Annotated in this window: 15 protein-coding genes; 4 read left to right on the forward strand and 11 right to left on the reverse strand. The window is 76.2% G+C overall.

The features are described from left to right. Positions 1-216: 216 nt before the first annotated feature. Positions 217-1,977 carry a glucans biosynthesis glucosyltransferase MdoH gene (gene mdoH / locus IEX99_RS09800; RefSeq protein ID WP_188899862.1) on the forward strand — a complete coding sequence of 587 codons (1,761 nt, stop codon included), beginning with the start codon at positions 217-219 and terminating at the stop codon, positions 1,975-1,977. An 80-nt stretch (positions 1,978-2,057) separates the two neighbouring features. On the opposite strand, the gene IEX99_RS09805 is transcribed toward mdoH, so the two are convergent. From IEX99_RS09805 to IEX99_RS09820, 4 genes are read right to left on the reverse strand one after another with little or no spacing between them, the layout of a single operon-like run. Beyond that, complete coding sequence (locus IEX99_RS09805) at positions 2,058-2,450, reverse strand: helix-turn-helix domain-containing protein (protein ID WP_188899863.1); 393 nt, start codon at positions 2,448-2,450, stop codon at positions 2,058-2,060. Continuing rightward, entirely contained in the window at positions 2,447-3,067 is a 621-nt protein-coding gene (locus tag IEX99_RS09810; RefSeq protein ID WP_188899864.1) for a Smr/MutS family protein, read from the reverse strand. The genes IEX99_RS09805 and IEX99_RS09810 overlap by 4 nt, the downstream gene beginning before the upstream one ends. A 30-nt stretch (positions 3,068-3,097) precedes the next feature. Beyond that, positions 3,098-3,892, reverse strand: a complete 795-nt coding sequence (locus IEX99_RS09815) for a LutC/YkgG family protein (protein WP_188899865.1) — start codon at positions 3,890-3,892, stop codon at positions 3,098-3,100. Next, positions 3,892-5,325 carry a lactate utilization protein B gene (locus tag IEX99_RS09820; protein ID WP_188899866.1) on the reverse strand — a complete coding sequence of 478 codons (1,434 nt, stop codon included), beginning with the start codon at positions 5,323-5,325 and terminating at the stop codon, positions 3,892-3,894. The genes IEX99_RS09815 and IEX99_RS09820 overlap by 1 nt, the downstream gene beginning before the upstream one ends. Before the next feature lie 191 nt (positions 5,326-5,516). Here IEX99_RS09820 and IEX99_RS09825 point away from each other — a divergent pair, with 191 nt between their 5' ends. Both IEX99_RS09825 and IEX99_RS09830 read left to right on the forward strand, forming a co-directional pair. Then, on the forward strand, positions 5,517-6,767 hold the full coding sequence (locus IEX99_RS09825; RefSeq protein WP_188899867.1) for an ABC transporter substrate-binding protein: 1,251 nt from the start codon (positions 5,517-5,519) through the stop codon (positions 6,765-6,767). 189 nt (positions 6,768-6,956) lie between these two features. Then, positions 6,957-7,532, forward strand: coding sequence for a fasciclin domain-containing protein (locus IEX99_RS09830; protein WP_188899868.1), 576 nt, complete (start codon positions 6,957-6,959; stop codon positions 7,530-7,532). 44 nt (positions 7,533-7,576) lie between these two features. On the opposite strand, the gene IEX99_RS09835 is transcribed toward IEX99_RS09830, so the two are convergent. After that, on the reverse strand, positions 7,577-8,209 hold the full coding sequence (locus tag IEX99_RS09835; RefSeq protein WP_229677914.1) for a Maf family protein: 633 nt from the start codon (positions 8,207-8,209) through the stop codon (positions 7,577-7,579). Further along, positions 8,206-9,132, reverse strand: a complete 927-nt coding sequence (locus IEX99_RS09840; RefSeq protein WP_456304525.1) for a pyruvate, water dikinase regulatory protein — start codon at positions 9,130-9,132, stop codon at positions 8,206-8,208. Before IEX99_RS09840 ends, IEX99_RS09835 begins: the two co-directional genes overlap by 4 nt. A 288-nt stretch (positions 9,133-9,420) precedes the next feature. Between IEX99_RS09840 and hemE the strand changes: the two genes are divergently transcribed. Next, positions 9,421-10,497 carry a uroporphyrinogen decarboxylase gene (hemE, locus tag IEX99_RS09845; protein ID WP_188899870.1) on the forward strand — a complete coding sequence of 359 codons (1,077 nt, stop codon included), beginning with the start codon at positions 9,421-9,423 and terminating at the stop codon, positions 10,495-10,497. A 22-nt stretch (positions 10,498-10,519) separates the two neighbouring features. Here hemE and dnaQ read toward each other — a convergent pair whose 3' ends face one another. The 5 genes from dnaQ to IEX99_RS09870 form a co-directional block, all read right to left on the reverse strand. After that, positions 10,520-11,251, reverse strand: a complete 732-nt coding sequence (gene dnaQ, locus IEX99_RS09850) for a DNA polymerase III subunit epsilon (RefSeq protein WP_229677915.1) — start codon at positions 11,249-11,251, stop codon at positions 10,520-10,522. Further along, the gene (coaE, locus tag IEX99_RS09855) at positions 11,248-11,838 is read right to left on the reverse strand and encodes a dephospho-CoA kinase (protein ID WP_188899871.1); all 591 of its coding nucleotides are present in this window, start codon (positions 11,836-11,838) and stop codon (positions 11,248-11,250) included. The genes dnaQ and coaE overlap by 4 nt, the downstream gene beginning before the upstream one ends. After that, positions 11,835-12,677 (reverse strand): shikimate dehydrogenase, encoded by an 843-nt coding sequence (locus IEX99_RS09860; RefSeq protein ID WP_456304526.1) that lies wholly within the window; start codon positions 12,675-12,677, stop codon positions 11,835-11,837. Before IEX99_RS09860 ends, coaE begins: the two co-directional genes overlap by 4 nt. A gap of 52 nt (positions 12,678-12,729) precedes the next feature. Then, positions 12,730-13,359, reverse strand: a complete 630-nt coding sequence (gene pncA, locus IEX99_RS09865) for a bifunctional nicotinamidase/pyrazinamidase (protein WP_188899872.1) — start codon at positions 13,357-13,359, stop codon at positions 12,730-12,732. 101 nt (positions 13,360-13,460) lie between these two features. Then, positions 13,461-14,708 carry an MFS transporter gene (locus tag IEX99_RS09870; RefSeq protein ID WP_229677916.1) on the reverse strand — a complete coding sequence of 416 codons (1,248 nt, stop codon included), beginning with the start codon at positions 14,706-14,708 and terminating at the stop codon, positions 13,461-13,463. Positions 14,709-14,784 lie beyond the last annotated feature (76 nt).

Below are 14,784 nucleotides of genomic sequence, written 5' to 3' on the forward strand. Positions count from 1 at the left end.
GTACCAACCCCGCCGTCGATCAGCCTGTGAGGCGCCGAAGGATCGCCCGCGGCCCTTGGTTCTGCAAGCGTTAAGAACGGCGGCGGCGCCGTGGGTCGCGGCCCCTGCGCCGACAGCGGAAGGGTGCGCGCCGTGGCGCCGACCCGGTCGTTCCCGATCTGCCGGCCCGCGCCGCGCTGCCGCATCTCCGCCACGGTCTTGCAATAACCGGCCCGCGTGATCCCCGCCGCCGAGGCCATCCGCGCCCGCCGCGCCGCCTTCCTGCTGCTGGTCCTCGCCGTGCTGGCGGGGCTGGTCGCGCTCGCCGTCGCCGCCCTGGCGCCGGGCGGGTGGAGCGCGGCGGAGGTCGCGATCCTGCTCTGCTACCTCGGCGCCGCGCCGTGGTCGGCGCTGTCCACCGCCAATCCGCTGATCGGCTTCGCCATCCGGATGGGCAGCCGCGACCCGCTCGGCGCCGTGCTGCCGGCGCTGCGGGCGGCGCGGCCCCCGGGCGGCGTGCCGCGCCTCTCGACCGCGATCGCCGTCTGCGTGCGCAACGAGGACATGGCGGCGGTGCTGCCGCCGCTGGCGCGGCTGCTCGACGGGCTGGAGGCGGCGGGCGCGGGGCACCGCTTCGCGCTCTGGATCCTCTCCGACACCCTGGACCCCGCGCTCGCCGCGGCGGAGGAGGCGGCCGTGCGCCGCTTCGCCGAGGCGCGCGCCGGCCGGCCGGTCCCGGTGCGCTACCGCCGGCGCGCCGACAACGCCGGCTTCAAGGCCGGCAACCTCATGGACTTCCTCGACCGCCACGCCGCCGGCCACGACCTGCTCCTGCCGCTCGACGCCGACAGCGAGATGAGCGCCGCGGCGGTCCTGCGCCTCGTCGCCTGCATGGAGGCCGATCCCGCGCTCGCCATCGTGCAGCCGCTGATCGCCGGGCGGCCGGCGCGCGCCGCCTTCCCGCGGCTGTTCCAGTTCAACATGCGCCAGGGCATGCGGAGCTGGGCCACCGGCCAGGCCTGGTGGCAGGGCGACGAGGGCCCCTACTGGGGCCACAACGCCATCCTCCGCATCGAGCCGTTCCGCCGCCACTGCCGGCTGGAGACCCTGCCCGACGGCAGGCCGATCCTCTCGCACGACCAGGTCGAGGCGACGCGGCTGCACGCCGCCGGCTGGAAGGTGCGGGTGCTGCCCGACGACACGGGCAGCCTCGAGGCCAACCCGCCCGCCATGCCGGAATTCCTCGCCCGCGACCGGCGCTGGGCGGCGGGGAACATGCAGTATCTCGCGCTGCTCCGGCAGCCGGGGCTGACCGCGATGGCGCGCTGGCAGCTCGCGCAGGCGATCCTGCTCTTCGCCGCCGCCCCGCTGTGGTGCCTGATCCTGGTGCTCGCCGTGGCGAACGCGGCGAGCGGGGGCGGGGAGGGGACGCCGCCCGGCGCGCTCGCCGCCTTCCTGCTCGCGAGCTGGGGCGCCTACTACGCGGCGGAGCTGACGGGCCACGCGGAGGTGCTGCTGAAGCCGGCGCTCGCCGCGCGCTACGGCGGGCGGGGGCGGTTCGCGCTCGGGGCGGCGGCGGCAATGCTGTTCGCCCTGCTGTTCCAGCCGGTGCGGCTGGTGCACCAGGCGCGCTTCCTGCTGCGGCTCGCCACCGGGGGCACGCGCGCCGGCTGGGCGCCGCAGAACCGGGCCGAGCGCGGCGTGGCCTGGGGCGACGCGGCGCGGATGCTCTGGCCGGAGACGGCGCTCGGCCTCGCGCTGACGGCGGCCCTGGCGGCGACCTCCTGGTCGGCGCTGCTGTTCGGCCTGCCCTTCCTGGCCGGGCTCGTGCTCGCGATCCCGCTCTGCGTGCTGACCGCCGCGCCGGGCTTCTCCGCCCTGCTCGCGCGCCACGGGGTGGCGGCGACGCCGGAGGAGCTGGCGGCGCGCAGCGCGCCCGAGCGACCCCCCGGCGCCGCGCGCGGCGAGGCGGCAGGGGCGCCGGCCTCTCCGGCCTGAGACGGAGCGCCGTTCTCGCGCCCCCGGCCGTTTCCCGCCGCCCGCGATCCGCCCGGCGGCCGCGGGCGGAGCGGGCCGGCTCAGCCGCTCGTCCGGCCCGTCTCCGTCCCCGGCGCCGGCGCGTCGCGGTCGAGCGTGGCGTTGAGGGCGGCGATGGTCTCCGGCCGCAGGCGCCGGATCTCGCGCGCGAGGCGGTTGGCGAACTCCGTCGCCTCCGGGCTGAGGCCGGCCGTGTCGAGCCGGACGCGCGGATGCGACAGCCGGGCGAGGCGCGCCAGCTCCTCCGCGTCGTCCCAGATCAGGCCGAAGAACTCGTTGATCTGGTGCACGAGGCCGGGCGAGGGGCGGCCGCGGCGTCCGTGCTCCAGCGCCGAGAGATAGGCGGGCGAGACCTGCAGCGCCGCGGCCAGCTCGCGCAGGGTGACGCCGCGCTGGGCGCGCAGCGCGCGCAGCCGGGCGCCGAAGGGCGTCATCGCCGGCGCGCCCCGGCCGGCGCGGCGCCGCGCCCCGGGCGACGGCGGCGCAGCAGCAGGTGCACCGCGCCGCCCCGCGCCGCGTGCGGATGCGCCGCGCCGAGCAGCAGGCCGCGCAGCTCCGGCGCCTCGAGCCAGTGCGGCAGCTCGCGGCGCAGCACGCCGCCCTCCGGCCCGGCGCCGCGGCCGGTGACGATGGCGACGCAGCGCAGCCCCTCGGCCTGCGCCGCGTGCAGGAAGGCGCGCACCGCCGCGTGCGCCTCCGCCGCGCGCAGCCCGTGCAGGTCGAGGGTGCGCTCCGGCCGGGTGTTTCCCCGCCGGAGGTCGCGCCAGCGGCGCGCGTCGAGCCCCGGAGGCGGCGCGTTGAGCGGGAGCGCGGGCGGCGGCCGGGGCGCGGACGGGGCGGGCCGGGCGGCGCCGCCGGACGGCGCGGCGGGCGCCGTCGCCATGCCGCCTCCGGCGGGGTCCGCCGCGGGCGGCGCCGGCGGATCCTCCGGCGCGCCGCGCGCCCGGAGCGGCACCACGCCGCGCGCGACGAAGGCGCGCCAGAGGGCGCGGTCCTCGTCCGTCAGGCCGCGCGCGGCGCGGCGGCGGGGCGGGGGCAGGGCGTCGAACATGGGTCGGTGTGGCGCGGATCGGGCGGCGACTCACCCCTCATGTGGGGATGGTGCCGCCGCCGCGGCATCCTGCCCGGCGGGCGGGCCATGCATGGCGGCCCCCGGGCCGGCGCCCGCATGCCCCGACGGCGCGGCCGCCGCGTCGTCCTCGATCAGCACGACGTGCAGGCGGCGCGGGCCGTGGGCGCCGAGTTCGAGCGTCTGCTCGATGTCGGCGCTGCGCGAGGGGCCGGTGACGAGCATGACGTTGCGCGGCATGAAGCCGCCGGAGGCCGCGTCGCGGTGCTCCGCGCGCAGCAGGTCCCACGCCTCCTCGTAGGCGCCGACGACGCGGCGCGCGCGCAGCACGACGATCGCGGTGTCGGGCAGCAGGTTGAGCGTGGTCGGGCGCTCCGGGGCCGAGGGCAGCACCAGCGTCCCGGTCTCCGCGACCGCGGCGAAGGCGTGCTGGACGGAGACGGCGTCCTCGGGCCGCGCGGCGCGCGCCTCGACCTGCAGCATCGGGCGTGCGGCCCAGGGGAGGGCGTCGAGCTCGGGATGCGGGGCGCGGACGAGCCGCGCGGGGAGGTTCTGCGCGGCGAGATAGTCGGCGATCGCGGCGGGGACGGCGGCGGCGTCGGGCACGCGCTCGACGGTGCCGAATTCCTTCTCGACGTTGCGGACGAAGAGGGCGAGCTGCTCGGCGCGCGGCACGCGCGAGCGGGCGGGGACGAGGTGGCGCGGGTGGCGCTCCAGCCGCCCGGCGAGCATCGCCGCCTGGTCGGCGGGCAGCGGGCCGCGCCGCAGGCCGCGCCGGATGGCGCCGAGGATCGCGTCCCTCGACATCAGGCCCGCCGCTCCCGCTGCGCCCTGGCGTAGCGCGCCATGAAGGTGCCGCCCGGCTCCGGCACCGGCAGGTCGCGGCCCCTGGTCCAGCCCCCGGCGAGCGGCAGGGAGCGGAAGGCGCCCCGGCCGCGGCCGAGCAGCGACAGCGCGCCGACGGCGAGGCGCGTGGCGGCGCGATAGGCGCCCGGCCGCCGCGCGAACCAGGCCCAGAGGCGGAGGTTGCCGCGCACCGTGGCGGGGGTCAGGTGGCGCTCGAACTCCCGCTCGCGCCAGTGGCGCATCATGCCGGGGAGCGGGATCTTCACCGGGCAGACCGCCTCGCAGCGTCCGCAGAAGGTGGAGGCGTTGGGCAGGTGGCCGGCCTTGTCCACCCCGACCAGGGAGGGCGTCAGCACCGCGCCCATCGGCCCCGGATAGACCCAGCCGTAGGCGTGCCCGCCGACCGCGCCGTAGACCGGGCAGTGGTTCATGCAGGCGGCGCAGCGGATGCAGCGCAGCATGTCCTGGAACCCGGTGCCGATCATGCCGGAGCGGCCGTTGTCGAGCAGCACCACGTGGTACTCCTCCGGCCCGTCGAGGTCGCCCGCCCGCCGCGCGCCGGTGGAGAAGGTGGTGTAGACGGAGAAGTCCTGCCCGGTGGCGCTGCGCGCGAGCAGGCGCAGCAGCGCGCAGCAGTCCTCCAGCGTCGGCACGACCTTCTCGATCGAGGCGAGCACGACGTGCACGCGCGGCAGGGTCTGGGTGAGGTCGCCGTTGCCCTCGTTGGTGACGATGACGCTGCTGCCGGTCTCGGCGATCAGGAAATTGGCGCCGGTGATGCCGACGTCGGCGGCGAGGAAGCGCGCGCGCAGCCGGCTGCGCGCCTCGGCCAGGATGTCGCGCCGCTCGCGGAAGACGCGCTCGCGCGGCAGGTCGGTGTGGGCGGCGCGGAAGCTCGCCTCCCAGTCCTCGCGGTTGAGGTGGAAGGCGGGGGCGATGATGTGGCTCGGCGGCTCGCGGCGGAGCTGGAGGATGTACTCGCCGAGGTCGGTCTCGACGGGGGTGATGCCGTGCGCCTCGAGGTGCTCGTTCAGGCCGAGCTCCTCGGAGATCATGGACTTGCCCTTGGTGACGGTGCGCGCGCCGACGCGGCGGCAGATCGCCAGCACCGCGGCGCGCGCGTCGTCCGCCGTCGGACACCAGTGCACCGTGCCGCCGGCGGCCTCGACCTTCGCCGCGTAGGCCTCGAGGTAGAAGTCGAGATGGGCGAGGGTGTGGTTCTTGATGTCGCGGCCGATCTCGCGCAGGCGCTCGAACTCCGGCAGCGCCGCGATCGCCGCCTGGCGGCGGGCGAGGAAGGCGCCGCGGCTGCCGGAGAGCGCCTTCTGCAGCGCGGCGTCGGCGAGGGCGCGCGCGGCGTTCTCCTTGAAGGCGGGGGAGGTGATCTGGGGCAAGGCGAAGGGTTCCGGTGCGGCACGGAGCGTGGGCGGAATGTAGCGCGGACGTCCCCGCCGGCCAGGGGCGCCGGCGCGCCCGCTCCCGCCCGGAGGAAAGCCTTGGTCCCGGGGCGCGGCCGGGTCTAGCCTTGCCCGCCAGCCGGGCAGCCCGCCGAACGACCCGGCGCCGAAGCATCAGGGAGACGTCCATGACAGCCACCGCCCGCGGGATCACCCGGCGCGCCGCCCTCGCCGCCGCCGCCCTCCCCCTCGCCGGCGCCCTGCCGGCTCGGCGCGCCCGGGGGCAGAGCCCGGCGATCCGCATCGGCGTGCTCACCGACCTCTCCGGCCCCTACTCGGACAACACCGGCGAGGGCTCGGCCGTCGCCGCGCGGCTCGCCATCGAGGACTTCATGCGCGAGCGGACCGGCATCCGCGCCGAGGTCCTCGTCACCGACTTCCAGAACCGCCCCGAGGTCGGGCTCAACGCGGCGCGGACCTGGTACGACCGCGAGGGCGTGGACATGATCCTCGACGTGCCGAACTCGGCGATCGCCTTCGCCGTCGCGGCCCTGTCGAAGGAGAAGAACAAGGTCGCGATCTTCACCGGCGCCGCCTCCTCCGACCTCACCGGGCGGGCCTGCGGGCCGAACCACCTGCACTGGGTGTACGACACCTGGTCGCAGTCCCACGCGACCGCGACCGCGCTGGTCGCCGAGGGCGGCGACACCTGGTACTTCATCACCGCCGACTACGCCTTCGGCCACGCGCTCGAGCGCGACACCGCCAACTTCGTGCGCGCGGGCGGCGGGCGCGTGCTCGGCGCGGCGCGCCATCCCTTCCCGGGCACGACGGACTTCTCCTCCTTCCTCGTGCAGGCGCGGGCAAGCGGGGCGAAGGTGCTCGGCCTCGCCAACGGCGGCGTGGACACCGCCAATTGCGTGAAGCAGGCGGCCGAGTTCGGCCTGGTGCGCGGCGGGATGCGCATCGCCGCGCCCCTGATCCTGCTGCCGGAGATCCATTCCCTCGGCCTCAACACCGCGCAGGGGCTGGTGGCGAGCGACACCTTCTACTGGGACCAGGACGAGGGGAGCCGCGCCTTCGCCCGGCGCTTCCAGCCGCTCTACCGCGGCATCATGCCGACCCACATCCACGCCGGCGGCTACTCGGCGACGCTGCACTACCTGCGCGCGGTGGCGAGCATGGGCGTGGCCGAGGCCAAGGCGGACGGCGCCGCGGTGATCCGGCGGATGAAGGAGATGCCGACGGACGATCCGCTGTTCGGCCGCGGCGTGGTGCGGCCGGACGGCCGCAAGATCCACCCGGCCTACCTCTACCAGGTGAAGGCGCCGTCCGAGAGCCGCGGGCCGTGGGACTACTACCGCCGCCTGCGCACCATTCCGGCCGAGCAGGCCTTCCGCCCGATGGCCGAGGGCGGCTGCCCGATGGTCCAGACCTGACCGGTTCGCCGCCGGCGCTGCGGAAGGGACCGGACGCGGGCGGGAACGCCCCTGCGTCCGGCCCGGAGCATGCCCACGCGCCCGCTGGACGCGGCCCGGACCCGGCGGTAATCCCTGCGCCCGCCCTCCGTCGGCACCGCTCCTCCGAGGCAACCGGCCGAGTCCCCGGATCCAGGAAGAACCGCCACCGTGATCTCTCGCCGCCTACTCCTTCGCGCGGGCAGCGCCACGCCGCTCGCCGCCCTGTTCGCCTCCGCCTGCACGCAGCGGCCGCCGGTCACCGCCGACGGCCGCTACCCGATCATGGCGATCCTCGAGGACGCGCCGGACCTTCGCCGCTTCGTCGTCCTCCTCGAGCGCTCGGGCATGGCCGAGACGCTGCGCGGCGACGGTCCCTTCACCGTCTTCGCACCGACCGATGCGGCCTGGGCCTCCGTGCCGCCCGAGGCCGGCGGCGGCACCGGCACGACGGTCGCCGCCGACCCGCAGCGCCTCGCCGCGGTGATGCGGGGGCTGATTGCGCGCGGGCGTCTCTCGCGCGCCGACATCGCCGCACGCGACGGGCTGGTCACCACGCTCGACGGCGGCCAGGTGCGCGTGGCGCCGGGCGGACAGCAGGTGGTGCGCGTCGCCGCCGCGTCCGGTGCCCGGCCGGCGCCGTCGCCGACCCGAGCGGAAGGGGTCGGGCCGGCGGCGACCATCTCCCGCCCGGACCTGCGGGCAAGCAACGGCGTGATCCACGTGATCGACCGGATCTTCCTCTGACCGGGCGCGGGCGGGCCGGGCGTCCCGCCGGGCGGGCGCCCGCCTCAGCGCAGCAGCACGCCGTGGCCGCGCAAGAACTCGAGCAGCGGCAGCAGCGGCAGGCCGAGGATCGCCGCATGCTCGCCGGCGATCCGGGAGAAGAGCTGCACGCCGAGCCCTTCCAGCCGGTAGGCGCCGACCGAGCCCGTCACTGCCTCGCCCTCGCACGCCAGGTAGGCATCGAGGAACGCCTCCGAGAAGTCCCGCATCACGAGCCGCGGCACCGCGACGTGCTGCCAGACGCGCTCGCCCTGGCGCCAGCACGCCACGGCGGTGACCAGCTCATGCGTCCGGCCGCGCAGCGTGCGGAGCTGGGCGCGCGCTGCCTCGAGGTCCGCGGGCTTGTCGAACCAGCGGCCCTCGCAAACCAGGATCTGGTCGGCGCCGATCACCAGGGCCTCGGGGTCGCGCGCGGCGACCCGCCGCGCCTTGGCCTCGGCGAGCAGCAGCGCGGCGTCGGAGGGCCGGATGCCCTCGGCCCGCGCGGAGGCCTTGATCGCGTCCTCGTCCACCGCGGCGGTCGCGACCTCGAAGCGCAGTCCCGCGGCGGCGAGCACGGCCCGCCGCGCCGGCGAGGCGGAGGCGAGCACCAGGCGCGGCGCCTCGGACTGCAGGGCGACGGCCGGTGAGGTCCTCACGGCGCTGGCTCCGCCTTCCCGACGCGGCCGAGCACCGGCGCCGCCGGATCCGCCGGGGCATGGGCGAGCACCGGCTCCGCCGCCCGGCCGCGGCGCGCATGCCAGGCCTCCATCAGCTGCAGCACTGTCGCCGCGGTCTCCTCGATCGAGCGCCGCGTCACGTCGATCACCGGCCAGCCGCGCTGGGTGCAGAGGCGCCGCGCGGCGAGGATCTCCGCCTTCACCGCGTCCGGGTCGATGTAGGCGTTGGTGTCCTGGCGCACGCCGCCGGCGCCGATCAGCCGCAGGCGATGCCGGCGGATCTCGATCAGCGCGTTGGTCTCGATGGTGAGGCCGATCACCGGGCAGGGCGGGTTCTCTAGCTCCGGCGGCAGCGGGGCGCCCGGCACGATCGGCACGTTCGCCGCCTTGATGCCGCGGTTGGCGAGATAGAAGCAGGTCGGCGTCTTGCTGCTGCGCGACACGCCGACCAGCACCACATCGGCCTCGGCGATGCCCGCGAGGCCCTGCCCGTCGTCGTGCGAGAGGACGAAGTGCATCGCGTCGATGCGGCGGAAGTAGTCGGCATCGAGCACGTGCTGCGCGGCGCGCTTCTCCTTCGCCCGCCGCCCGATCGCGCCCTGCAGGAGATCCATGACCGGATCGAGCACCGACATGCAGGGCAGTCCGAGCCGCGCGCAGGTCTCCTCCAGCGCGTGGCGCAGCGAGCGGTCCACCAGCGTGAACAGCACCGGCCCGGGATCGTGCTGGATGCCCTCCAGCACGCGGTCGAGCTGCAGCCGGGAGCGGATCAGGCTCCAGCGGTGCACGATCACGTGCGCGTCCTCGAACCGCGTGATGGTGGCGCGCGCGATCGAGTTCAGCGTCTCGCCGGTGGAGTCCGAGACCAGGTGGAGATTGATCGAACGGCCGGTCGTCGTCACGGGAAGAGCGTGGATCGCTGTGGACAGCGGGGACATAGCGCCGTCCCCCGGCGCTGCGAAGCGCAAGCCGGGGGCGAGCCGCGCCCTCGCGGCGTCGCGGACGCCCCGCGGGGGTCCGTCGGGAAGCCGGGGAGGGCGGGAATTGCGCAACGCCCGGAACGGTTTGCGCGGCGACCCTCGCGTGGACGGTCCTGTGGACGGCCGACGGGCGCCCTGCATCCCCGTCATCCACAGCGCCAACAGGGACTCCCGCCTTCTTGAATCCCTCTTCAATGGATAAGGAGAGGCATGGAGACCGATCGCGAGGCGCCGCGCGCGGGCGGCGCGGACAAGCCGCTGCTCCGCGCCCTGGCCGGCGAGGCCGTGTGGCCGCCGCCCTTCTGGCTGATGCGTCAGGCCGGGCGCTACCTGCCGGAATACCGGGCCGTCCGGGCGCAGGCCGGCGATTTCGTCGCGCTCTGCACGACGCCCGCGCTTGCGGCGGAGGTGACGCTGCAGCCGGTCCGCCGCTTCGGCATGGACGCGGCGATCCTGTTCTCCGACATCCTGATCCTGCCCTGGGCGATGGGGCAGCCGCTGCGCTTCGCGGAGGGCGAGGGCCCGATCCTCGAGCCGGCGGTGCGCGACGCGGCGGGCCTGGCGGCGCTCGACGCGCGGGGGGCGGTGGCGCGGACGGCGCCGGTGCTCGAGACGGTGCGCCGGGCGCGCGCCATGCTGGCGCAGGAGGCGCCAAGGGCGGCGCTGATCGGCTTCGCCGGCGGCCCCTTCACGGTCGCCTGCTACATGGTGGAGGGACGCGGCAGCCGGGACTTCGCGCTGGCGCGCGAGCTGGCCTATCGCGATCCCGCCTGGTTCGGCCGGCTGATCCGCCTGCTCGCGGAGGCGACCGCGGACTACCTGATCGCCCAGGCCGAGGCCGGGGCGGAGGCGCTGATGCTGTTCGACAGCTGGGCAGGCCTGCTGCCGCCGGCCCAGTTCCGCCGCTGGGTGATCGAGCCGACCGCGGCGGTGGCGCGCGCGGTGCGACGCCGGCATCCGGAGGTGCCGCTGATCGGCTTTCCGCGCCTCGCGGGGCCGATGCTGGCGGAATACGCGCAGCGCGTCGCCGGCCTCGGGGCCGTCGGGATGGACACGGCGATGGAACCGCGCTGGGCCGCGCAGGCGGTGCCGCCGGGCATCGCGTTGCAGGGCAACCTCGATCCGCTGGCGCTGGTCGCCGGCGGTGCGGCGCTGGAGGTGGAAGCGCGCGCGATCCTCGCGGCGATGCGGGGGCGGCCCTTCGTGTTCAACCTCGGCCACGGGATCGTGCCGCAGACCCCGCCGGAGCACGTCGCCGCGCTGGCGCGGCTGGTGCGGGCGGGGTGAGGGCGCGCCCGGCCGGCGTCGGTCAGTCGGCCACGCCCTCCGGCGGCGGCGCGTAGGGCGGCCTGAGCCACAGCGCGTCCTTCAGCTTCGTCGCGACGAACCGGGCGTGCGCGGCCCGCTCCGCCTCGCTCGGCACGATCGGGCGCGACGTCCGCGCCACCGGCGCCGCCGTCCCGGCGGCCGTCGAACCGGCAGCCGGCGCGCCGACGCGCGCCGCGGCGAGGGCGAGGCCCGGCTGGCGCCCGCCCATCAGCTCCAGATACACCTGCGCGAGCAGCCGGCAGTCCAGCACCGCGTTGTGCGTCGTCCGCTGCGAGAGGTCGATGCCGAAGCGCCGGCACAGCGCGTCGAGGCTGTTGGGCAGGCCGGGGAAGCGGCGCTTCGCCAGCTCCAGCGTGTCCACCATCCGCGCGCGGTCGAGCGGCGGGCGGCCGCAGCGGCCGAGTTCGGCGTCGAGGAAGCCGAAGTCGAAGGGCGCGTTGTGCGCCACGATCGGATCCTCGGCGAGGAAGGCGAGCAGCTCGTCCAGGATGTCGGCGAATTTCGGCTTGCCGCGCAGCATCTCGGCGGTGAAGCCGTGCACGCGCGTCGCCTCCTCCGGCACGTCGCGCTCGGGGTCGAGCAGGTGGTGCAGCACCCGGCCGGTCGGCACGAGGTTGACGAGCTCGATCGCCGCGACCTCGAGCAGGCGGTCGCCCGCGGCGGGATCGAGGCCGGTGGTCTCGGTGTCGAGCAGGACCTGCCGCATCGTCATGCCTGCCTCAGCCTGCGCACCAGGCGGCGGATCGCGCGCTGCGCGTGGTGCCGCGACAGGCCGGTGCGGATCACGTGGTCGGCGCGGCGGCGCTTCAGCGCGTCCGGCATCTGGCGCGCGAGGATGGCGGCGAGCCGCTCCTCGGTCATGCCCCCGCGCGCGAGGACGCGCGCGCGCTGCACCGCGGGCGGGGCGCTGACCACGACCACCTGGTCCACCCGGCGCTCGCCGCCGGTCTCGAACAGCAGCGGGATGTCGAGCACCACCAGCGGCGCGCCGCGCCGGCGCGCGCGGGCGAGGAAGCGGCGCTCCTCCTCGCGCACCAGCGGGTGGACGATGCGTTCCAGCCGCCTGAGCGCCGCGGGGTCGCCGAGCACCGCCTTGCGCAGCGCCTCGCGGTCCACGCGGCCGTCGCGCACCGTGCCGGGGAAGGCCTCGCCGATCGGGCGGACGGCGCGGCCGCCGCGCGCCTGCAGGCGGTGCACGGTGGCGTCGGCGTCGAACACCGGCACGCCGAGCCGGCGGAACACGGCCGCCGCGGTGGACTTGCCCATGCCGATCCCGCCGGTCAGGCCGAGCACCTTCATCGCGGCGGGATGCCGGCGGCGACGAAGTCGCGCAGCGCCGCGTCCACCTGCGGCTCCACCCCGAACCAGCGGGCGAAGCCGGGCCGCGCCTGGTGCAGCAGCATGCCGAGGCCGCCGACGGCGGCGAGCCCGCGCGCCCGCGCCGCGGCGAGCAGCGGCGTCTCCAGCGGCACATAGACGAGGTCGGCGACCACCGCCCCGGCGGGCAGCGGCGCCAGGTCGAGTTCCAGGGGCGGCTGGCCCTGCATGCCGAGCGAGGTGGTGTTGACGAGCAGCGCCGCGTCGCCGAGCGGGGCGCGCTCCGCGACGCCGATCGGCCCGCCGAGTTCCCGCGCCAGCGCCTCGGCGCGCGCCCGGGTGCGGTTGACCAGCGTCAGGCGCGGGCAGCCAGCGTCGAGCAGCGCGGCGGCGACGGCGCGGGCCGAGCCGCCGGCGCCGAGCAGCACCGCGGGGCCGCGATCGGCGCGCCATCCCGGGACCTCCTCCCGGATGCTCTCGAGGAAGCCGTAGCCGTCGGTGTTGCTGCCCTCGATCGTCCCGTCCTCGCGGAAGACGAGGGTGTTCACCGCGCCGGCGCGGCGCGCGGAGGGCGCGACCTCGTCGCAGACGGCGAAGGCGGCCTCCTTGTGCGGGATGGTGACGTTGGCGCCGCGGAAGCCGAGATCGGCGAGCGAGCGCACCGCCTGGGCGAAGCGCTCCGGGCGGACCGGGAGCGGCACATAGGCGCCGTCCACCCCGTGCCGCTCCAGCCAGAAGCCGTGCAGCCGGGGCGAGCGCGAATGCGCCACCGGCCAGCCCAGGATGCCGGCGAGGCGCGCGTGACCGCTGAGGATCGGCATGGCGCGCAGGAAGCCCGGCCGCGGGGCGCGGGTCAATGGGGGCCAGCGGCGCTCAGACCTCCTCGGCGCGCGCGATGCGCCGCACCCCGGCCGCCGCCATCTCGGCCCAGGCGCGGGCGAGCGAGCCGCCCGTGTCTATGGCGCGGCTCGCCTCCTCGACGACGCTCGCCTCGAAGCCGAAGCGGCGCGCGTCGAGCGCCGTCCAGGCGACGCAGAAATCCGTCGCCAGGCCGCAGACGACGACGGCGCGGACACCCCGCGCCGAGAGCCAGCCGTCGAGGCCGGTGCGCGTCCGGCGGTCGGCCTCGAGCAGGGCCGAGTAGCTGTCCACCTCGCGGTGCATCCCCTTGCGCTGGATCATCGCGGCGTGGGGGATGTCGAGGTCCGGATGCAGGGCCGCGCCCGGCGTCGCCATGACGCAATGGTCGGGCCAGAGGACCTGCGGGCCGTAGGGCATCTCCACCGTCTCGAAGGGCGCGCGGCCCGCGTGCTGCGAGGCGAAGGAGCGGTGGTCGGCCGGATGCCAGTCCTGGGTCAGCACCACGGTCGCGAAGCGGCGGGCGAGGGCGTTGATCACCGGGACGACGGCGTGGCCCTCCGGCACGGCGAGGGCGCCGCCGGGGCAGAAATCCTTCTGCACGTCCACGACGATCAGGGCGGTGGAGGCGGGGATCTCGGGCATGGGGTCTGTTCCTCTCCGCGGCGCCGCGCGGGCGTGGGGGACCAGATGGCGCGCGATCCGCCCGGCCGGAAGGACCGGCCGCCGCGCCGCCGGCCGCGCGACTATTCCGCCGCCGCCGCGGAGGGGCGCGGCAGCGCCGCCTTCTCCCACAGCTCGGGGTGCAGCTCCTCCTTCCGGTCCGGGAAGGCGAAGGCGCAGGCCAGGATCACCGCGCTGAAGCCGCCGAGCACCAGCATCGCCGCGGCGAGGTTCCCGGTCGCCTCGTGCAGGAAGCCGATCAGCGGCGAGGCCGCGGCGGCGCCGAGGAAGCCGATCGTGAACCGCACCGAGTAGAGCTTCGCGCGCAGCGCCGGCGCGACGTAGCGCGCCGTCATCGTCTCGTTCACCGTCACCTGGCCGAACACCGCCGCCGCCACCGCGCCGGCCACCGGCAGGACCAGCCAGCCCTCCAGGAAGGAGAGCGCGAGCAGCCCCGGCACCAGGGTCAGGGCGAGCGGCATGAACACCGCGCGCAGCGTGTTGCGGTCGATCAGCCGCCCCACGGTGAACTGCGTCAGGCCGCCGCAGAGCGTGACCAGGAAGGCGAGCATGCCGACCACCGGCAGCAGCCCGGGCGAGTTCGCCAGCCGCTCCTCCATCAGCTTGGGCAGCAGCAGGGTGTAGGCGTTGAACACCAGGCCGGAGGTCGCGGCGATGGCGAGCAGCACGAGCACGGCGCGGCGCACCACCGCGGGCGGGATGGCCGGGAAGGGCCGCGCGGTCGGCCGCGCCCGGGCGAGATCGATCGGCGGCTCGCGCCAGTAGAGCAGGCCGACGCCGATGCAGGCGAGGCCGGGCAGCAGGAAGGCCCAGCGCCAGCCCGCCTGCGCGGCGACGAAGGCGGTCACGACCGGCGCCAGCGCCACGCCGAGATTGCCGAACACGCCGTTCACGCCGACCGCGCGGCCCACCCGGTCGCCCGCCGCCTCGACCAGCATGGCGGTGCCGATCGGGTGGTAGATCGCGGCGAAGCCGCCCATCAGCGCCAGCACGACGCCGAGCGCCCAGGGCGAGGTGACGAGACCGGCGGCCGCCATGAACGCGCCGGTGCCGAGGAAGAACGCCACCATCAGCGCGCGCCGCCCCACCCGGTCCGCCAGCCATCCCATCGGCAGCGAACCGAGGCCGTAGAGGACGAACATGCCGGTGCCGAGCGCGAGGATCGGCCCGTACTCGAGCCCAAGCCCGAAGGCGTCGCCGGCCGGCGGCACCATGGCGAGCACGGCGGTGGCGAGGATCAGCAGGCTGTAGTGCGTCAGCACATGCGCGGCGTTGATGAAGGCGATCTGCCGCGTCACGGGGTCCTTCACGCGTGGCGCTCCGTCGGTCGTTCCCTCAGGCGGGCGAGCAGCCTATCCTGGCCGTCCCGCGATGTCCGGTCACATC

Source organism: Caldovatus sediminis, assembly GCF_014644455.1.
Lineage (GTDB): Bacteria > Pseudomonadota > Alphaproteobacteria > Acetobacterales > Acetobacteraceae > Caldovatus > Caldovatus sediminis.

Bases quoted from the DNA above. Each gene is read 5' to 3' on its own strand.
- IEX99_RS09805 (WP_188899863.1), bottom strand. From the start codon at position 2,450: ATGACGCCCTTCGGCGCCCGGCTGCGCGCGCTGCGCGCCCAGCGCGGC.
- IEX99_RS09810 (WP_188899864.1), bottom strand. From the start codon at position 3,067: ATGTTCGACGCCCTGCCCCCGCCCCGCCGCCGCGCCGCGCGCGGCCTG.
- IEX99_RS09815 (WP_188899865.1), bottom strand. From the start codon at position 3,892: ATGTCGAGGGACGCGATCCTCGGCGCCATCCGGCGCGGCCTGCGGCGC.
- IEX99_RS09825 (WP_188899867.1), top strand. From the start codon at position 5,517: ATGACAGCCACCGCCCGCGGGATCACCCGGCGCGCCGCCCTCGCCGCC.
- hemE (WP_188899870.1), top strand. From the start codon at position 9,421: ATGGAGACCGATCGCGAGGCGCCGCGCGCGGGCGGCGCGGACAAGCCG.
- dnaQ (WP_229677915.1), bottom strand. From the start codon at position 11,251: ATGACGATGCGGCAGGTCCTGCTCGACACCGAGACCACCGGCCTCGAT.
- coaE (WP_188899871.1), bottom strand. From the start codon at position 11,838: ATGAAGGTGCTCGGCCTGACCGGCGGGATCGGCATGGGCAAGTCCACC.
- IEX99_RS09860 (WP_456304526.1), bottom strand. From the start codon at position 12,677: ATGCCGATCCTCAGCGGTCACGCGCGCCTCGCCGGCATCCTGGGCTGG.
- pncA (WP_188899872.1), bottom strand. From the start codon at position 13,359: ATGCCCGAGATCCCCGCCTCCACCGCCCTGATCGTCGTGGACGTGCAG.